18 protein-coding genes are annotated in these 16814 nt (G+C 58.8%); 4 read left to right on the top strand and 14 right to left on the bottom strand.

Annotated features, from left to right (window positions below; genetic code table 11):
* The first annotated feature begins 8 nt into the window (after positions 1–8).
* Positions 9–611 carry a M48 family metalloprotease gene (locus CLG94_RS09585; protein ID WP_153062398.1) on the top strand — a complete coding sequence of 201 codons (603 nt, stop codon included), beginning with the start codon at positions 9–11 and terminating at the stop codon, positions 609–611.
* A 95-nt stretch (positions 612–706) separates the two neighbouring features.
* Here CLG94_RS09585 and CLG94_RS09580 read toward each other — a convergent pair whose 3' ends face one another.
* From CLG94_RS09580 to CLG94_RS09545, 8 genes are all read right to left on the bottom strand, one after another.
* A complete protein-coding gene (locus tag CLG94_RS09580; RefSeq protein WP_107562998.1) occupies positions 707–1432 on the bottom strand; it encodes a gamma-glutamyl-gamma-aminobutyrate hydrolase family protein in 726 nt (241 codons plus the stop codon).
* A 3-nt stretch (positions 1433–1435) separates the two neighbouring features.
* Positions 1436–3016: an N-acyl-D-amino-acid deacylase family protein gene (locus CLG94_RS09575; protein ID WP_107562996.1), complete on the bottom strand. Its 1581-nt coding sequence runs from the start codon at positions 3014–3016 to the stop codon at positions 1436–1438.
* 96 nt (positions 3017–3112) lie between these two features.
* Positions 3113–3850, bottom strand: coding sequence for a sugar isomerase domain-containing protein (locus tag CLG94_RS09570; RefSeq protein ID WP_107562994.1), 738 nt, complete (start codon positions 3848–3850; stop codon positions 3113–3115).
* The gene (locus CLG94_RS09565; protein ID WP_133174694.1) at positions 3847–5046 is read right to left on the bottom strand and encodes an anhydro-N-acetylmuramic acid kinase; all 1200 of its coding nucleotides are present in this window, start codon (positions 5044–5046) and stop codon (positions 3847–3849) included. The genes CLG94_RS09570 and CLG94_RS09565 overlap by 4 nt, the downstream gene beginning before the upstream one ends.
* A gap of 60 nt (positions 5047–5106) precedes the next feature.
* Positions 5107–5796, bottom strand: a complete 690-nt coding sequence (locus CLG94_RS09560) for a glycosyltransferase family 2 protein (protein ID WP_107562990.1) — start codon at positions 5794–5796, stop codon at positions 5107–5109.
* 94 nt (positions 5797–5890) lie between these two features.
* Complete coding sequence (locus CLG94_RS09555) at positions 5891–7060, bottom strand: M20 family metallopeptidase (protein ID WP_161954122.1); 1170 nt, start codon at positions 7058–7060, stop codon at positions 5891–5893.
* Between the two features lie 270 nt (positions 7061–7330).
* A complete protein-coding gene (locus tag CLG94_RS09550) occupies positions 7331–8899 on the bottom strand; it encodes an ArnT family glycosyltransferase (RefSeq protein ID WP_107562986.1) in 1569 nt (522 codons plus the stop codon).
* A gap of 130 nt (positions 8900–9029) precedes the next feature.
* Positions 9030–9665: a YMGG-like glycine zipper-containing protein gene (locus tag CLG94_RS09545; protein WP_107562984.1), complete on the bottom strand. Its 636-nt coding sequence runs from the start codon at positions 9663–9665 to the stop codon at positions 9030–9032.
* 176 nt (positions 9666–9841) lie between these two features.
* On the opposite strand from CLG94_RS09545, the gene CLG94_RS09540 reads away from it, so the two are divergent.
* Positions 9842–10132, top strand: coding sequence for a YMGG-like glycine zipper-containing protein (locus tag CLG94_RS09540; RefSeq protein ID WP_133174693.1), 291 nt, complete (start codon positions 9842–9844; stop codon positions 10130–10132).
* 232 nt (positions 10133–10364) lie between these two features.
* On the opposite strand, the gene CLG94_RS13800 is transcribed toward CLG94_RS09540, so the two are convergent.
* The 4 genes from CLG94_RS13800 to CLG94_RS09525 all read right to left on the bottom strand — a co-directional run bounded on the left by CLG94_RS13800 (position 10365) and on the right by CLG94_RS09525 (position 14597).
* Positions 10365–10499, bottom strand: coding sequence for a hypothetical protein (locus CLG94_RS13800; RefSeq protein ID WP_275666226.1), 135 nt, complete (start codon positions 10497–10499; stop codon positions 10365–10367).
* Between the two features lie 61 nt (positions 10500–10560).
* On the bottom strand, positions 10561–11967 hold the full coding sequence (locus CLG94_RS09535) for an ArnT family glycosyltransferase (RefSeq protein WP_107562980.1): 1407 nt from the start codon (positions 11965–11967) through the stop codon (positions 10561–10563).
* Positions 11951–13549 (bottom strand): NAD(P)/FAD-dependent oxidoreductase, encoded by a 1599-nt coding sequence (locus CLG94_RS09530; RefSeq protein WP_107562978.1) that lies wholly within the window; start codon positions 13547–13549, stop codon positions 11951–11953. The genes CLG94_RS09535 and CLG94_RS09530 overlap by 17 nt, the downstream gene beginning before the upstream one ends.
* Before the next feature lie 13 nt (positions 13550–13562).
* Complete coding sequence (locus CLG94_RS09525; RefSeq protein ID WP_107562976.1) at positions 13563–14597, bottom strand: IS630 family transposase; 1035 nt, start codon at positions 14595–14597, stop codon at positions 13563–13565.
* Between the two features lie 102 nt (positions 14598–14699).
* Here CLG94_RS09525 and CLG94_RS13320 point away from each other — a divergent pair, with 102 nt between their 5' ends.
* Positions 14700–14876 (top strand): pyridoxamine 5'-phosphate oxidase family protein, encoded by a 177-nt coding sequence (locus CLG94_RS13320; RefSeq protein WP_161954121.1) that lies wholly within the window; start codon positions 14700–14702, stop codon positions 14874–14876.
* A gap of 36 nt (positions 14877–14912) precedes the next feature.
* On the opposite strand, the gene CLG94_RS09520 is transcribed toward CLG94_RS13320, so the two are convergent.
* Positions 14913–15548, bottom strand: coding sequence for a YMGG-like glycine zipper-containing protein (locus CLG94_RS09520; protein WP_107562974.1), 636 nt, complete (start codon positions 15546–15548; stop codon positions 14913–14915).
* 226 nt (positions 15549–15774) lie between these two features.
* On the opposite strand from CLG94_RS09520, the gene CLG94_RS14020 reads away from it, so the two are divergent.
* On the top strand, positions 15775–16005 hold the full coding sequence (locus CLG94_RS14020) for a YMGG-like glycine zipper-containing protein (protein WP_239993196.1): 231 nt from the start codon (positions 15775–15777) through the stop codon (positions 16003–16005).
* A gap of 142 nt (positions 16006–16147) precedes the next feature.
* Here the strand turns inward: CLG94_RS14020 and CLG94_RS09510 are convergent, their stop codons facing one another.
* Positions 16148–16798 (bottom strand): tetratricopeptide repeat protein, encoded by a 651-nt coding sequence (locus CLG94_RS09510; protein WP_107562970.1) that lies wholly within the window; start codon positions 16796–16798, stop codon positions 16148–16150.
* Positions 16799–16814 lie beyond the last annotated feature (16 nt).

Below are 16814 nucleotides of genomic sequence, written 5' to 3'. Positions count from 1 at the left end.
CTTTCTGCATGCTGGCGCTCACCGCGTGCAGTGCAGGTGCCGGTCTGCAAGTCCTTTCTGCCCCCACTGAAAAGATCCGCGTGGAGCGGAGCGCTCACATGTTGCTGAAGACGCTCCCGTTGAGTATTCGCCGAAGATCGTTCGCGTTCCACATCGTCGGCGACGATCGGGCCTCCGAATGGAATATCGCCCCAGGCATCATTTACATCAGCCAGCCGGCAGCTCATGATGCGTCCGACGACGAGTTGGCCCAGCTTATCGCCCACAGTCTCGGTCACGACCTGTTGGCCCATCCCGTCAGCAAAACGGATGTTTCAGACAGTCGCCAGGCCGCAGAGCTGACCGCTATCGCTGTTGTGCCTGGAGGTCTCCTGCTGACAGGAATTGTGGATGGAATGGTGGGGAGCAGAGAGTATACCCTAGGTCAGGAGATCAATGCAGAGCGCATCGGCCTACGGCTCTGGCTTCATAACGGTCGGCCGTGTACTATGTGGATTGCGTTACGTAAGAAGCAGAAGGAGCAGGGGAGGAGCTGGCATGAGCCGATCAAAGACGTACCCCCGCCCTTCGACGATCTCATTACCGCTGCGAAGGAGGAGTGCGTGGGGTAGCGGTGAAGAGCGGTGCGGGGAGAGTATAAGGGGGATTTGCTGCGCGGGACGTAGGGGCAGCCCTTGTGGCTGCCCTCAGTGCGACAGCAAGGTAATCAGTGGCGATGGGCTGTGCCGGCTGCCTCAACGAGAGCCCGAAAGAGCGCGAGCTGCTCGGGGTGGCGGGTAACCATCCGCTCGGGGTGCCAGTGGACGGCGAGAAGAAAGCGTCCAGCGCCCTCAACCCCCTCGATGACCCCGTCTGGAGCGACCGCGTTGACCGTAAGATTGGGCGCCAGGTCGCGGATGATCTGGTGGTGGGTGCTGGTCACGTCCAACTCTCGAACACCGAGCAACTGAGCGAGGCGAGAGCCTTCCATAATCGCCACCGCGTGGGCTGGCTCCCCGCGCCGCTCGCGAGGGCTCTGGTGGGCCGGGTCGGTCTCGTGCCGGTAAGAGAGGTCCTGATATAGGCTGCCGCCCAGGGCCACGTTGACGACCTGGAGGCCGCGGCAGATCCCTAAGAGCGGCAGGTCACGATTGCGGGCCGCACGAACCAACTCCATTTCGAAGCGATCGCGTTCTTCGTCGATCTCACCGCATCGTTCGAGAACGGTCTGTCCATAAAAGGAGGGGTGAATATCGGCCCCTCCGGTCAAGATGAGCCCGTCGATCGTCTCCAGGTATGCCTCGATCAGGGCAGGCTCCGCGGAGGCAACAGGAAGGATCAGCGGCAAGCCACCAGCGCCGAGGACGGCGCGGGAGTAACCTTCCAGTACCGCCTCCCACCGCTCTTCGTCATCCCGATAATGCCAGCTCGTGATTCCGATTCTCGGACGCATTGGTCATGCCCTCCGCACGACGCGGCCGGGTCTGGCACCGGTGTGCTCGCCGCTCTCAACGACCGGGACCCCGTTGACGAAGACGTGATGGATACCGGTGGGGTACTGTAACGGGGCCTCGTAGGTCGCCCTGTCCGACACGGTCGCCGAGTCGAAGAGGACAAGGTCGGCCGCGCAGCCAGGCTGCAGATGTCCCCGGTCCAGAATACCGAGCTTGCGGCAAGGATCCCAGGTCATCTTCCTGATGGCGGTTGGCAGATCGAGTAGACGCCTTTCCCGCACGAAGTGGCCCAGCACCCGCGGGAAGGTCCCGAAGGTTCTTGGATGAGGCCGACCATGACTGAGCGGACCTTCGTGTCCGCGACACCCGGAGTCTGACCCGATCATCGCATATGGCTGTGCTAGGATCGCCTCCAGGTTCTCTTCACACATGGTAAAGAAGATAGCATCGACCTGCATCTGCTCTGCTAGCAGCAGATCGAGGACGAAGTGGACCGGCTGCGTCTCGGCCAGTTTCGCCGCCTCAGCGACACGCAATCCCTCATACCGTCGATTCTCCTCGCGCGTGACCTCGGAGATCATCAGTCGGGACCAGTAATCAGGTGGGTAGTGCGTGGTCAGTTCCTGCGTAATCCGGGCGCGCGCTGCCGGGTTGCCTAACCGTTCGGTCCGATCCCGTTGCCCGCCTTCTAAGGCCCAATCCGGCAGGACCGCTTGAAGCCCGGTGTTGGAGGCAGTGTAGGGATACCGGTCGCAGGAAACGTCAAGGCCGCGTGCTCGCGCCTCTTCAATACGCCGAAGCGCCTCGTGAAGCTTCGGCCAGTTGCGCTCTCCAGATGTCTTGAGGTGAGAGATCTGAAGGGGGATTTCCGCCTTCTCCGCCACTCCGATAATTTCATCGATCGCCTCGATCAGCCCGTCGCCTTCGCTCCGCATGTGGCAGGTGAGGATGCCGCCAGCCTCCCGCACTGCGGCTGCAATCATCGCAAGCTCGTCAGGCCTGGAGAAGCAGGCCGGGGCATACACCAGACCTGTGGACAAACCAAGCGCGCCCTCGGCCATCCCTTGTCGCGCTCCCTCGATCATCGCCTCAAGTTCCTGCGATGAGGGCGGGCGGTTAGCACCGCCCATGGCTGAGCCCCGCAGCGTGTTATGACCGATCAGGAGACCGAAGTTCTCGGAGATCCCAGTCGCCTCCAGTCGCGCGAAGTAGTCCGCCACCGCCTGCCAGGCATGGTCGAGGCCGTAGAGGTTACGATAGGTGGCCGTCCGTTCTTCCAGCCAGGGTCCCCATATCGGGGCGGCCGCATATCCGCAATTGCCCCCGATCTCGAGGGTCACCCCCTGTCGAACGGCGCTGTCAGCCGTCGGCTGAAGCAGGAGATGGTAATCGGAGTGCGAGTGGATATCCACGAAGCCGGGAGAAAGCGTAAGGCCGGCCGCCTCGATCACCCGATGCCCCAAGGATGGGGCGATATGCCCGATCTCTGCGATACGGTCACCTACGACGGCAAGGTCGGCGCGTCGTGCGGAGGCGCCAGTCCCGTCAATGAGGTTCGCATCGCGAATTATCAGATCATACATAGTTGCTCAGAAAATCGCCCACGGTTGAAATCCCCCCGTACCCCCCCTTTGCCAAAGGGGGGTTGGGTTTGTTGGCTAATCAAGTCTGGCGCTTTCTCAACCCAATAATTTGATCCGTCCTTTATACTTCGCCTCAAGCTGGCGGTTATGCTCATCGCCACCTGGTAGATTAGCGCTGAGATAGACTGGCGGCGTAAGCCCCTTCGCGAGGAATCGCGCCACCACGCCGCAGACGATGGAGTTGACGATGAAGGCCCCGGCTATAAGTGAGGTCGGCCCCACCTTCGCCGTAAGGCCGGGGAAGGTGAGGGCGCCATCGCCGGCCTCGCCGTAGTTGTCGATAACGAGGTCAGCCACCTCGAAGAGGCGCTGGCCGCTCGGATGGCGCGAGGCCACGGCTTGGGAGTGACGGAGCGACGTGATCGCGATGACCATAAGTTCTCGCTTCTTCGCTTCCAACGCTAACTCGACTGAGACCGGGTTGATCCCGGCGTTGGAGACGATGATGAGGACCTCGTCGGGCTGCGGATCGTGGTAGTCGAGTAGAATCACCGCAAGGCCGCTGAGCCGCTCTAGCCGCCCGCTCTTCTTTGGAGACGTGAGCGGGCTCAGAAACGGCTCGGTCATGGTATTGACGGGAACCAGCCCCCCAGCGCGATGGAACGCCTCTTCGGCCACTGAATGGGAGTGACCACTTCCAAAGATGTGCAGGACACCGTCAGCCACGAGGGATGAGAAGATCAGATCGGCAGCCCGGTCGATCGCCTCCGCCTGGCTTCGCTGGATCTCGCTGAGCAATCGAACCACGGCTTCATAGTACGCTGGATTTGTCATCGTAGCCCCTGAAATGCCCGTCCCGGAACGATCTTGCCCAGGATCGCGCTATGGGTCGCCCCGGTGATGCGGGGCAGATTGCCTGGCAGGCCGTGGGCGGTGAGGTAGGCGAGCAGTGCGAAGGCTGAGGCCTCGATAGCCCGCCCTGGAAAGCCAGCCTCATCAGCGGAAAGGAGACGGCTTTCAGGCAGCGCGGCTTCAAGTCCCTTGATCAGCATCGGGTTGTTGGCCCCGCCGCCACAGGTGATCAGTTCTGGCGAAACGGTATTGTGTGGAAGTTCACGTCGGACGTGGAGCGCCACCGACTGCGCCGTGAAGGCTGTAACAGTTGCCACTAGATCCTCCTCTGTAATGCCACGGGCTGCCGCGCGGCGGAGCAGGGCGTCGATCAGTGTCGGCCCAAACTCTTCCCGCCCCGTGCTTTTGGGTGGCTTGCGACGAAAGTAGGCATGAGCCATGAGCCATCGCAGCAGACGCGGATCTACCTCCCCAGAGGCGGCGATCCGGCCATCCAGGTCAACGCTCATCGCGCCGCCGGTCAGGCGTGCCACAAGCCCATCGATCAAAACATTGCCCGGTCCCGTGTCAAACGCCAACACGCCGCGCAGGCCGCGGCCCCTCGGCAGGAAGGTGAGGTTGGCGATCCCACCCAGGTTCAGGACAATCCGGTCCCGACGAGGATGCCGAAAGAGCAGCGCATGCAAATAAGGGGTGAGCGGCGCGCCCTCGCCGCCCGCCGCCATGTCCCGAGGGCGGAAGTCGGCCACAGTCGTGACGCCAGTCCGCTCGGCAATGACTGATGACTCCCCGATCTGTAGCGTGGAGCGGACCGATACCCCGTGTTCAACCGCAGGGTCAGGGAGGTGGGCGATGGTCTGCCCGTGCGAACCAATGAGCGCCACGTCCCGTAGCGGCACGCGGGCACTCCGGGCCACCGAGATTGCCGCTTTCGCGAAAAGCTCACCAAGCAGAACATTCAAACGACAGATCTCAGAGGTGGCACCCGATCCAGCGTCTGCCACTCGCAAAATTCGCTCCCGGAGCCCGTTGGGAAAAGAAAATACCGCGAAGCGCAGCAGCCGGAGCTGCGGCAGCCCTTTGTTGATACCGATCTCCAGAAGGGCGACATCGATTCCGTCCGCCGACGTCCCAGACATGAGCCCGATGACTTTCATGGCTACCGTTTCACAGTCCACCGATCGCGTCCTTGAGACGGCCAGAGGAGGGTAAGGGGCGCGGGTCGGTGGCCCTTTGCGTCAATCGAACAGCCGGAAGCGGAGGATGTAATAGAGCGCGGCGATGCCATCCTTCCATCCAATCTTCTTCCCCTCGGCATAGGTCCGGCCGTGATAGGCGATTGGGACCTCATAGATCCGGCATTCCAACTTCGCCACCTTCACGGTCAGTTCCGGCTCGATGCCGAACCGGTTCGATTTTAGCCGCAGGCGCTGGAGGATTTCGGATCGGAAGACCTTGTACCCGACCTCCATATCGCTCAGGTTCAGATTCGTGACAATGTTGCAGAGGGTGGTCAGGAGCCGATTCCCAACAGAGTGCCAGAAGTACAAGACCCGATGCGGGCCGCCATGAAACCGGTTGCCGAAGACGACGTCGGCATGGCCGTCCAGGATTGGCTCCAGCAATTTCGGGTAATCTTGCGGGTCGTACTCCAGGTCGGCGTCCTGGATGATGACGATGTCGCCCGTCACGTGCTCGATCGCGGTCCGAATCGCAGCCCCCTTCCCACGGTTGTCTGGGTGGAGGATCAGGCGCACCTGATCCCGGTGGTCCCTCGCCAGCCGAGTGAGAATCTCACGCGTCCCATCGGTTGAGGCGTCATCGACAAGGATAATCTCCTTCTCGTAGGGCGCCGCTTCCACCCGCTTAAGGAGCAGCTCCACGGTGTCCCGCTCATTATACACTGGAATGAGTACAGAGAGCTTCATAGGGCCTCGTGATGCGAACGCCGATACCGGGCTATGCAACGCGAGAATGGTCGGCAGGTCAGAACAGGGCGGGCGGCGCTTCGCTGAGGAACACTCACGCCCATTGAAACTCTTCTTGGACCTGCCGCAATGTGGCAGGGTCGGTGAACAGATCCACCGCAGTCATGGCAAGCGCCTTGGCCGCGATGAGTATGGCTCGGTCGCCGGCGGGCCCACCGGCGGCCTCGGCGAAGGCGGTGGAGTGACAGACTACGTCAAGTTGGTCAGTCAAGGCGATGGTTGGTTGGAGCGTAGGGACGACTTGACTGACATTACCTACATCGGTAGAACCAAGATCTTGATCCTCTGGCGTTTGCTCCACCCGCTCACCCAATGCCTCCAGGTTTACCCTGAAGAGAGTACCTAGTGCTCGATTGCACTGCATGGGATGATACTCCTCGCCTTCCTCGTGAATCGCAACCGTTGCTCCTGTAGCTTGGGCGGCGGCTTCGAAACAGGCGACCACGCGACGCTGCAGGTCGTGCAGGTACTCAAGGTCCAGCGCTCGAATGCAAAACCTTGCGGCGGCATAGTCCGGGATGATGTTGGGTGCCAGACCGCCGTCGGTGATGATCCCATGAATCCTGGCATCTTGCCGAAGCTGTTGGCGAAGAGCGTTGAGGTTCGTGAAGCTGAGCACCACGGCATCGAGGGCATTAATGCCGAGATGGGGGGCTGCGGCGGAGTGGCTCGCCTTTCCGAAGAACTCAACCTTGAGCGCCCGCATCGCCAGAGCACTCTTGAAGATCTCAGTTCGATTGCTGGGGTGGACCAGAAGCGCGGCACTGACGTTGGCGAATAGGCCGGCCTTCACCAAGGCAATCTTGCCCCCGCCCTTCTCCTCGGCGGGACAGCCGATCACCAATACTCGTCCCCCGAGCATCGGCAGAGACGGTTGTAAAGCCATGGCGGCGCCGATGGAACTGGTAGCGATCAGGTTGTGGCCACAGGCATGACCGAGCGAGGGCAGCGCATCGTATTCGGCAAGAAAGGCAATGGTTGCTGATGGGTGATCGACGCCCGCCGAGGCGACAAAGGCAGTCGGTAGGCCGCCAACCCCCTCGACCACCTCAAAGCCATGCGCCTTCAGGAGTGAGGTCAGGTGTCGCGAGGACTCCCGCTCCTCATAGGCCAACTCCGGATGCAGGTGCAGGAAGCGGCTGGTGGCGATCAGCTTGCTCGATAGTCGATCGACCGCCGCGACGATCTCGTCCTTGAATGGCATCCTGGGCGCGCCTCTCTGCGGGTCGAAACTTGGCAAATATCGGTCAGACCATAGCATAGGCGCGGGGCTGAAACAAGAACTGAGGATCTTCAGAAAATAGACATTGACGTGATCACAGACTCACCGCCGGCCCTTGCGAGGGGTTTGGACTACCCACTCCAAAGCCGGAAGGACCAGTAATTCCATTTCTGCATAAGCACGCTAACGGGCAGATTGTGTTCATCGTTCCCTACGATATCGAGGATGGGGGCTCCAATCCTTAGATCCTCTTCAAATTCGAGGACGCGGCCGGGAGCACCCTCGGCACGACCGAGCTGCAACCCAGCCGAGGACGACCGCACTCCCCATCAGGCTGACCATCCCGGTGAGGCAGAGGCCGAGCGGTACACCGGCATAATAGGCATACGCGAACCAGAGATCCAGCGTCTCGCTCAGCTTGTTACGGTCGGTCTCTGACAGAGGAATCCGTTCGTCCCTTGCCTCAATTGCGAACACCGGTTTCTCCCCATGAACAAACGCCTTCCAATTGCGCACCGCCATGTCGAACTGCCCCCAAACGGGTGAGTAGTTGGGGATAAACCGGACCTTGTACAGAAAGAGCGGATTCTCTCGCTCAAGTTGATACGGAAACTCGCCGATTGTGCGGTAGTAGGTGCCATAGTAGACCGAAAGCCCTCCAAATTGTACAAGCACTCCCAATAGCATGAGCCCAATGAAACCACGCTTTATTGTCCTCGACCCGCCCTCGAGTAGCGATCCGATAGGAAGGATGAGGCACGGCAAGACCAAGGTGAGGTATCGTGGACCCCATGCCCCTTCACCGCTCCAATCGTAGAACTTAGAGACCACCAGCAAGTTGACCAGTAGAAGTCCGAGGAACAACCACATCTCGTACTTACGATCTTTGGCAAAGGGCCTCAGCGATGCGACACCCAGCAACGTGACCGGCGCATAGAGAAAGAGACTCTTTCCGGAGCTCAGGAGGAGACCGTAGAGGCCGACAAGCAGGGGGGTAGAAAAGGACAGAATCCCGGCGTATCCGGTCTGCCAGACCGAGCCAAACCGCATGTAGTTATAGCCCAGTCCTAAGGCGAATGCCATCCCGACAGGAATCGAGAAAAAGACAAGATCCCGCACCCGACGGCCACGGACTGAGGTGATCAAGAGGTAGGCCGTCAGGATCGGCAGATTGATCACGAAGAACCACTTGGTCAGGATCCCAACTCCTGCAAACAGCCCGGCATAAAATGGTCGGCAGGGAATGCCATCGTCGCGGCTCCTGACGAGGTGGTAGATCGATCCGAGCATAGACAAGGTCTCGAGAGGCTGGGTAAGAAACGACTTAGTCGTATACACGATAAAGAAGGTGCTGAATGCGAAGGCAACAGTCAGCAGAAAGGCAACGCTCTGGGAATAACCTAATCGTAAGGCCGTGAGGAACAGGAGGATACAAGCTAACGCACCGATGGCCGCATTCGTGATCGACACGGCCCCCTTCAGCACGAGTGGATCAAGGTGCGCAGGCGAAAAGAGGGTCATCGCCTTTCCCAACAGATAGAAGGGGATGGCCGCAAGGGACAGACCGATCCCATAGCGGGAATACAGCCTTCCAGCAACCCCCTCGGCGACATTGTCACCCTTCACCGCGATCTCGCCACACTCCACGAGGGCCTGGGTGACGTTGAAGACGGTCACACCATCACTTGAGGCAATGGTGCCGCTAGAGACCGACAGGAATGCCACCAGGAAAAAGCCAAAGAGGGTGGACAGAGTGAGAAAGGCAGGGAACGTCCGTGGTTCCTGCTTTCCGTGCGTTATGCCTGATGGCTCTGACGTCATAGACGCAGTACTGAGACAAGAACTGAGTGTGCGAACCGAGACTCTGTCCGTGCTGTACAAGATTCAGCCGGAGCGTCTCTCACCGATGGGGTGATCTGAGCGATCCCACGCATCAGACGCGTATGGCCATTTATGGGACAACAGTGAAGGTGGTCTGTTGGGTTGATTCCGTGCTATCAGCCGTCACGCTCATGACTACCCGATAGCTCCCGCTTGCCGTATTCGCGGGGAGGGTGAGCGGCTGACTGCTGGTCCAGGTCCCACCCATTCGCTGCACTTGCAAGGTCGAGTCGCCAACTGCGGAACTATTGAGGAAGACTTGTCGGCGCTCTGAGACTTGGATGGTCTGCTGAGCGTTTCGAGCGAGTACGGCAAACCTCATGTTAAGGTTGATCGTGTCGCCAGGGCGGATCTGAGCCGGATGAACCTCGACAGCTTCGATCTTGAGAATAGTTCCCTGCGCCGGGCTATAGTTGTACCGTTGCGACGTTGCCGCTCGATCTTGGGTTCGCGCCTCTATGACGTTGCCAATGACGCCACCTGTGAGGCCTCCCACGAGACCCCCCAACAGTGTCCCGGCGGCGCTGCCGAAGATCAGCCCGCCGGTCAACATGCCGGCAGCAGTCCCGACGCCAACGCCGATGGCCGTCTCGGGATGTGCCTTCACCTGCTCCTCAATGGCCGCACAACCCAGCGTGCCGCCCGCGACCAAGAACAGGCACAGCAGCAAAGCTACCCCTTGCCTGAGAGGCAGAGTCGTCTGCATCGTTTCCTCCTTTCAGCGGGAACGTGTTCGCCCTTTATGGGATCATCTTAGCAACCGTTGATGACCCCGTCAATCCGAGGTGCAACTCCGAACTTCGGTGTCTACGCCTGAGTTGCACTGTCATGGTTATTGCTACCGTTGAGTTTGTGCTCTATATTGGACAAAAGGTGAGGGCAATGAAATACACCATAGCGGTAAGTGCGATCTTCTTGCTGGTGTTTGCAGGGTGTGCTACACCTCTGACCCCTCGAGAGAGCGGGACAGGCTCACCACTACTCTGTGACTTCATAGTGGAGGAGTGTGCTATACCTCTGACCCCTCGAGAGAGCGGGACGCTGACTGGTGCCGAGATCGGTGCCGCCACGGGTGCCATTCTTGGCGGGATTGCGGGAGCCGCCTGGCCAACGATCATGACCGTAAACACCACGAATCGTCACGATAGTAGTGTTTGTCCCGAATGGCGCTAGCTTAAGCTGTTGCCGCACAATAGCTGTTCCGATTTAGCCAATATTATCACCTGTGTTTTCATGCAAATAATCCTTAAGCTAGCGCCATTCGTGTCTGTCCCTATTGTTTCTATTTTGTCGGGGTCTTTTTCAGTTTCCCCCATCCGTTCCGGTATAACACTTCTGCCTCGCCGGTAATCCTATGAAACCTCACCGGGGAAGAAAAGCCTCCCCAGCGGACGTGATCGTAGCGTTACAAGGTGGGCCGCTCAAAGAGGTGCAGCCGCGCACCCCGATGGGCCGCTTCCCCGAAGGGATCGCCGCTGGTGATCAGGCCCGTGTAAAGCTCTTGTTCCATCTTCAGACTCGGTAGCACCTTCTTCCCCATAGTGTAGCCTCCTGTGAGGGCATCGCTCAATGCCCCTCTTTCGGTTGTGATTCTTAGGAGGCTACACTTCTAAAGCTTTTACAGGGATTCTGGCTATGACCGCTTCTGGGCACCAACGCCCCCCTCTTAACCCGATGGCAGCTGCAACAGAAAGAGCGGGTAGCATCGCGACGCGATAACGAACGAACGTCATAGGACCGATTAGGACCGCGAAATACAAAAGAGCCAATAGAATTACACCAAGAGCAATCCAGTCTCGACGCCAACCCAGTCTCATCATCCCAACAACAGCAGAGGTGTAGACAACTACAAGAATAAGCCCCGATCCAATCAGTAAAAGAAGCACCCGCAGAGGCACCTTGCGCCAGGCGTGGCGGTCGGCGAGGACCTTTTTCATCGCCAATACACCCTCAGCATCACCAAGCAAACGCAGAGTACCAGTAGACCCAGTGCCTAAATATAGCCCTGGATGCCGCTTGAGCGTTGTTGCGACATAATGACTAAAATGGGCCAAGATTTCCCTCTTGGCAAGTGCACCTAGCAAGTTCGCGCGAACCATCGGATTATCGCGCTCCGGAGAAATTGTGGCAGTAACTTCGGTTTCCTTGCTTGCCAAAACCGCTTGAGCGTTCAGGACGCCCATGTCTTCGAGCATGTACAAGTAGTTGCCGTAAAACAGATTGGTGCCAGTTATCGAGCTTATCCCGAGCACTCCGAAGGTAACGTAGTTGCGGACAAGCCATGGTGCAACAACAGACGCTCCGATAACTAGACCGGCCGTGATGCCTGAGATTCTGCGGATACGATTCTGGCGCTGACTGAAAGCAACAGTGATGGCTATCAGCGCCAGTACTGGGCCTAGAAAGAGTGAGATCGGCTTGGCCAGTATGCTGATGCCCCACAGCAGGAAGGCCCACATCAGAGGGCGAAGATGGTCCGTGCGCAAGAACTCAACGAACTTGACAAGGCACCATACAAAAAACGCAAGAAAGAGACTCTCCGGCATGTAGAAAACCGAGTAAGGGAATGATTCCGGAAAGCATCCAAAGATTAGCATTGCCAAAGCCGCCGTTCTGCAACTCCCGGTCAATCGCCATCCCAAGTCATAGATACCCCTGGCAGCGACTCCAAAGAGGATGCAATTCAACAGCGAGGTTATCTTCGCAGCGAGAAGGGGGACCTTAACCACTGAAATAAAGCCCGCTATTATGAATGGAAATAGCGGTAAATCATGAGCAGTCGGGGATGGAGTATCTCCAGAAGCCATTGAGAAGGTTCCGTGCGTCCACATATTTATCGCTTCCGTCAGATACCGATCGCCATCATCACCGGAGAGGGAGTGGGCGAAGACGACCAGGAGTAGGCGGGATGTTACCAGGAGAAAGAGAACAAGCCATGGCTGCCATCCTCGGAACGGCACGAACGTAGATTCCCGTACTAGTGATGGAGTCTCAGCCGTGTTGGACATCGGACTTCCCCTTTTTCTCGTGGTAGTCCATCTCTGTATTGACCGCCCAGAGGTCGCTCTTGTCCGTCTTGCCAGAGATGATGTCGTCCACCGCCATCATGGCTGTCAGCATGGAGTGGTCCTGGTTATTGTAGCGATGCATGCCATTACGGCCGATTAGAAACAGGTTCCCATACCGGTCCACATGCTCGCGAATCTCGGCGAACCGGTCGTAGGTGCCAAAATACGCGGGATAGGTCTTTTCCATCCGTAGGACTGCTGAGTCAAGCACCTCATCGGCGTCGATGATACCGATCTTGCTAAGTTCCCCCGTCGCGAGCGCGACCATGCGATCGTCGGAGAGGTTCCAGATTTCGTCTGACTCGTTACAGAAGTACTCGATGCCCAACCAGACGTTCGCTGGATCGGCCACCATGAACGGGCTCCAATTATTGAAGATCGTGAGCCTGCCGAGTTGCACGTCTGGTTCCTGAATATAGATCCAGTTGTCACGGATCAACTGCTTCCCTTGCGACGTTTCGTCGTTTATCTTCAGCGAGCGGAGCAGGAGGCCGACGGTGATGAAGTCTCTGTACACCAACCCATCCGACACCTCCAAAACGTTTTTTGGGGGCGCAACGTCGAACGACCGCATAATCTCCTGTACTGGGGCTGTGGAGAAGAAATAGTCGCCCTCGAAGGTCTTCCGGTCCCCGGTGGCGTTGGTGGTCTCCAGCGCCTTGACCTGCCAGCCATCCGTGATCAGCCGCTCGGCCCGGCAGTCGGTGTAGATCTCTCCGCCCATTTTGATGATGCGGCTAGCGACCTCTTCCCACATTTGCCCAGGACCGAACTTGGGGTATAGAAACTGTTCGATCAGCGAGGTCTCGGTGCCCTTCTGGCAAATGTCGCCCCCGCCGCCCTTGAACACCTTCCGCAAGGCGTGCATCAGAGTCGACCAGACAGAAAGGCCCTTTATGCGCTGGGCTCCCCACTCGGCGCTGATCCGGTTACACGGCACGCCCCAGACCTTCTCCGTGTAGGACTTGAAAAACGTGCCGTACAGTTCCCGGCCGAAACGGTTAATAAAGAACTGCTCCAGGGTTTCCTCCTGTTTGAGCGGAAATAAGGCGCTTCGAACGTAGCTCACCCCGATCTTCAAGGTGCGCCACAGGCCAAGCTTGAGCAGTGTGTCCTTGCTGAGTGAAATCGGGTAATCGAAGAAACGGCGCAGATAGTAGATGCGAGACTTGCGGGGCCGCAGTAGCATTACACTGTCCGCGGCGTCCGGGTCATGGCCGAACGCGGAGGGCGCACTCTCCCGCTCCATGCGGTGGTATTTGATGGCAACCGGATCATCTTCGGACGCTTGGAGTGGGAGCACCTGCAACCACCACTCCATGACGCGGTTGGATTTCGAAAAAAAGCGATGACCACCGATGTCGATCCGATTCCCTTTGTAGTTCACCGTGCGGGAAATTCCACCCATGCAGGTGCTCTTTTCAAGGACAATCGGCTTGATCCCGGTCCGGGTGAGCAATTCGTAGGCGGCGGTCAATCCGGAGGGACCTGCGCCAATAATGATAGCCCGTCTTTGAGTCATGCCAGTATCTTACTCACAAGCCAGTAACATAGACTACATCGGGATGCCGGAAGAACGAACGCACCAGGGGGCGATTCCTGCCGATGTCGAACAGCTGTGCGCGAATGCGCGCTTCGAGCTGCTCGCCCTTTTGCAAGGGGCGGCGCGCAGTGCCGGTGCGCTTGGCATGGCTCCACACCAACTCGTCCGGATTGAGGTCCGGGGCGTAACCCGGCAGGAAATGCAGCGTCAATTTGCCCTGGGTGGCGGCGACATAGCGTGTCACCACGGCCTTCTTGTGCGCGGGCAGGCCGTCCACCACCAGGTGCAGCGGCTTGCGACGCCGGGCCATCAGCTTCTGGAGCAAGTACACAAACATCTCGCCGTTCAACCCGCATGGGTAGGTGCAGAACCAGAATGCCCCTTTGGTATTGACCGCCGAAGCGGCGCTGATGGACTGACGCTGCCCCGGACGCCAGACGACCGGGGTCTGACCCCGCACCCCCCAGGTCTTGCCGTGCACCGCATCCGCGCGAAATCCGGACTCGTCCCAGAAGTAGATGTCCGCCCGCTCGGCCTTGGCGCGGCGCGCCAGGGCGGGATAGGTCTCGCGCTTCCAGCGCTCGATGGCCTCCGGGTCGCGCTGGTAGGCTCGCTGCAAGGGCTTTTGCGCCGTCAGGCCCAAGCGCGCCAGCAACACCCCCACCGAGGCCAGACTGAATGTCACGCCGAACCGCTGCTGCACCAACTCCCGCACGACCTGGCGCGTCCACAGCCCGAAGTCGAAGCCGTACTGCATCGGATTCTTGCCGTTCACCCAGCGGAAGACCTGCCGTTCCTGGGCAGAAGTCAGCGACCGCGGCCGTCCCGTGCTCTTACGGGCAGAAAGCGCCCGCAGCCCCTTGCCCCGGCCTTTTGCCTGCCGCAACCACTTGTAAATGGTCGTTCGGCTAAATCCATAAGACGCCATCACCGCGCTCGGCGCCTCGCCTGCGCGCACCCGCCCCACCGCCATGACGCGCAGCGTCTCCAGTGTCCGGTGATCCAGTATGCGACCGTCTCGATGCATGCCACGCAGTAGAGCATATCCAGAGCAATGTGTAGACTATATTACTGACTTGTGAGTAAACCCACAGGTGGCGCTGGAGATCATGGAGCCCGATAACCCATAGTGCGCTACCTCGGGGTGCGCGGTCGCGTCGTGGAGATCACCGAGGACGGGGCCGATGCGCACATCGACCTGTTGGCGGAAAAGTATCTGGGGCTGGACAGCTACCCCCACCGAAGGGTGGACGAGGTGCGCGTGCTGTACAAGATTCAGCCGGAGCGTCTCTCACCGATGGGGTGATCTGAGCGATCCCACGCATCAGACGCGTATGGCCATTTATGGGACAACAGTGAAGGTGGTCTGTTGGGTTGATTCCGTGCTATCAGCCGTCACGCTCATGACTACCCGATAGCTCCCGCTTGCCGTGTTCGCGGGGAGGGTGAGCGGCTGACTGCTGGTCCAGGTTCCACCCATTCGCTGCACTTGCAAGGTCGAGTCGCCAACCACGGAACTATTGAGAAAGACTTGTCGGCGCTCTGAGACTTGGATGGCCTGCTGAGCGTTTCGAGCGAGCACGGCAAACCTCATGTTGAGGTTGATCGTGTCGCCAGGGCGGATCTGAGTCGGATGAACCTCGACAGCTTCGATCTTGACCATGGTTCCCTGCGCCGGGCTATAGTGGTATTGTTGGGATGTTGCCGCTCGATCTTGGGTTCGCGCCTCTATGACGTTGCCAATGACGCCGCCTGTGAGGCCCCCCACAAGACCCCCCAACAGAGTCCCGGCGGCGCTACCGAAGATCAGCCCTCCGGTCAACATGCCGGCAGCAGTCCCGATGCCGGCGCCAAGAGCCGTCTCGGGATGCGCCTTTACCTGCTCTTCGATCGCTGCGCAGCCAAACGTGCCACCGGCGACCAAAAATAGACATAGCAGCACAGCCACCCCTTGCCTGAGAGAAAAAATTATCTGCATCGTCTCCTCCTTTCAGCGGAAATGTCATCCCCCTTTATGGGGTCATCTTAGCAGCCCTTCATGACCCCGTCAATCCGAGGTGCAACTCCGAACTTCGGTGTCTACGCCTGAGTTGCACTGTCATGGTTATTGCTACCGTTGAGTTTGTGCTCTATATTGGACAAAAGGTGAGGGCAATGAAATACACCATAGCGGTAAGTGCGATCTTCTTGTTGGTGCTTACAGGGTGTGCTACACCTCTGACCCCCCCCGTGAGAGCGGGACGCTGACTGATGCCGAGATCGGTGCCGCCACGGGTGCCATTCTTGGCGGGATTGCGGGAGCGCCGGGAAGGGGTTCGGCTATTGACGCAGTGGTGGGGGCGGTCACCGGCGCCTTGACAGGTGACGCGCATGAACTACCCAGCATTAAGCTGCGGGGTATCGTCTTCTATTCTGGCCAGTCATTCCGTGTTTGACCAGCCTGCCCCGTCTGAGTAGTTACCATAATATTTCTTATACGACGTTAGGCTTCTGATACCGCTACGCATCTGAAGGCTGTTTTGAGGGGTGAGCTTACGGGGTGTCAAGCAGCGGGAACACAAGCGGAACGATGGCTTCTTATCGCGAGGTTAGGCTGAGCCTGTACAACTCGCCCTGTGCGCTCCGAGCCCAGCCAGTATTGGGATGGGCTGCGACAAGCTTCTCATAAACCGCGCCGGCATCTTTCAGTCGATTCATTCCAAGATAGGCTCTGGCCAGATGAAGATGCGCCTCAGGAAGCAAAGGCTCCTGAGAAAACTGTTCGATAAGCCGTGAGTACGTGTCTACTGCCTTCGCATAATTACGCTGTGCTAGATACGTATCCCCCACCCCGATGCCGGCCGAAAAGGCGATGCGACCCCTCGGGTTCTTGCTGAGATAGGCGGTGTACACACTTCGAGCCTCGTCGTATTTACCTCCCGTATAGTAGAGGGTACCCAAGCGAAGTGTAGCCTCCACTGCGGCGGCGCTTTGGGCATAACGAGACATTACCTCTTGCAATGATCGAACACCCTCCTCCTGTTTCGTGGTATCCTGTCCGGTTTGCGAGTTTGCTTCCAACCGACTCACTGCCTTACGCAGGAGGACCCCGGCGTTCACTTCCTTGCTGCTGTTCCAAGCGGAATACCCGGCGATGACGGCCGAGAGAGCTAATAGCCCAATAACCGCTGCGACAGCCCCCTTCCACCTGTCGGTGACGAAAGTTATGAGCCCGCTCCCACTTTCCATTACTGAGCGACGCGGG

The sequence above is a fragment of the Candidatus Methylomirabilis limnetica genome (genome assembly GCF_003044035.1).
In the GTDB taxonomy this organism is placed as follows: Bacteria; Methylomirabilota; Methylomirabilia; order Methylomirabilales; family Methylomirabilaceae; genus Methylomirabilis; species Methylomirabilis limnetica.
Note: the sequence above shows the minus strand (reverse complement) of the source record. Positions and strands in the feature narration are given on the sequence as shown.

What these genes read in the sequence shown, in the direction of transcription:
- CLG94_RS09585 (WP_153062398.1), top strand. Translation starts at nt 9, where the DNA reads ATGCTGGCGCTCACCGCGTGCAGTGCAGGTGCCGGTCTGCAAGTCCTT.
- CLG94_RS09580 (WP_107562998.1), bottom strand. Translation starts at nt 1,432, where the DNA reads ATGCGTCCGAGAATCGGAATCACGAGCTGGCATTATCGGGATGACGAA.
- CLG94_RS09575 (WP_107562996.1), bottom strand. Translation starts at nt 3,016, where the DNA reads ATGTATGATCTGATAATTCGCGATGCGAACCTCATTGACGGGACTGGC.
- CLG94_RS09570 (WP_107562994.1), bottom strand. Translation starts at nt 3,850, where the DNA reads ATGACAAATCCAGCGTACTATGAAGCCGTGGTTCGATTGCTCAGCGAG.
- CLG94_RS09560 (WP_107562990.1), bottom strand. Translation starts at nt 5,796, where the DNA reads ATGAAGCTCTCTGTACTCATTCCAGTGTATAATGAGCGGGACACCGTG.
- CLG94_RS09555 (WP_161954122.1), bottom strand. Translation starts at nt 7,060, where the DNA reads ATGCCATTCAAGGACGAGATCGTCGCGGCGGTCGATCGACTATCGAGC.
- CLG94_RS09550 (WP_107562986.1), bottom strand. Translation starts at nt 8,899, where the DNA reads ATGACGTCAGAGCCATCAGGCATAACGCACGGAAAGCAGGAACCACGG.
- CLG94_RS09545 (WP_107562984.1), bottom strand. Translation starts at nt 9,665, where the DNA reads ATGCAGACGACTCTGCCTCTCAGGCAAGGGGTAGCTTTGCTGCTGTGC.
- CLG94_RS09540 (WP_133174693.1), top strand. Translation starts at nt 9,842, where the DNA reads ATGAAATACACCATAGCGGTAAGTGCGATCTTCTTGCTGGTGTTTGCA.
- CLG94_RS13800 (WP_275666226.1), bottom strand. Translation starts at nt 10,499, where the DNA reads ATGGGGAAGAAGGTGCTACCGAGTCTGAAGATGGAACAAGAGCTTTAC.
- CLG94_RS09535 (WP_107562980.1), bottom strand. Translation starts at nt 11,967, where the DNA reads ATGTCCAACACGGCTGAGACTCCATCACTAGTACGGGAATCTACGTTC.
- CLG94_RS09530 (WP_107562978.1), bottom strand. Translation starts at nt 13,549, where the DNA reads ATGACTCAAAGACGGGCTATCATTATTGGCGCAGGTCCCTCCGGATTG.
- CLG94_RS09525 (WP_107562976.1), bottom strand. Translation starts at nt 14,597, where the DNA reads ATGCATCGAGACGGTCGCATACTGGATCACCGGACACTGGAGACGCTG.
- CLG94_RS09520 (WP_107562974.1), bottom strand. Translation starts at nt 15,548, where the DNA reads ATGCAGATAATTTTTTCTCTCAGGCAAGGGGTGGCTGTGCTGCTATGT.
- CLG94_RS09510 (WP_107562970.1), bottom strand. Translation starts at nt 16,798, where the DNA reads ATGGAAAGTGGGAGCGGGCTCATAACTTTCGTCACCGACAGGTGGAAG.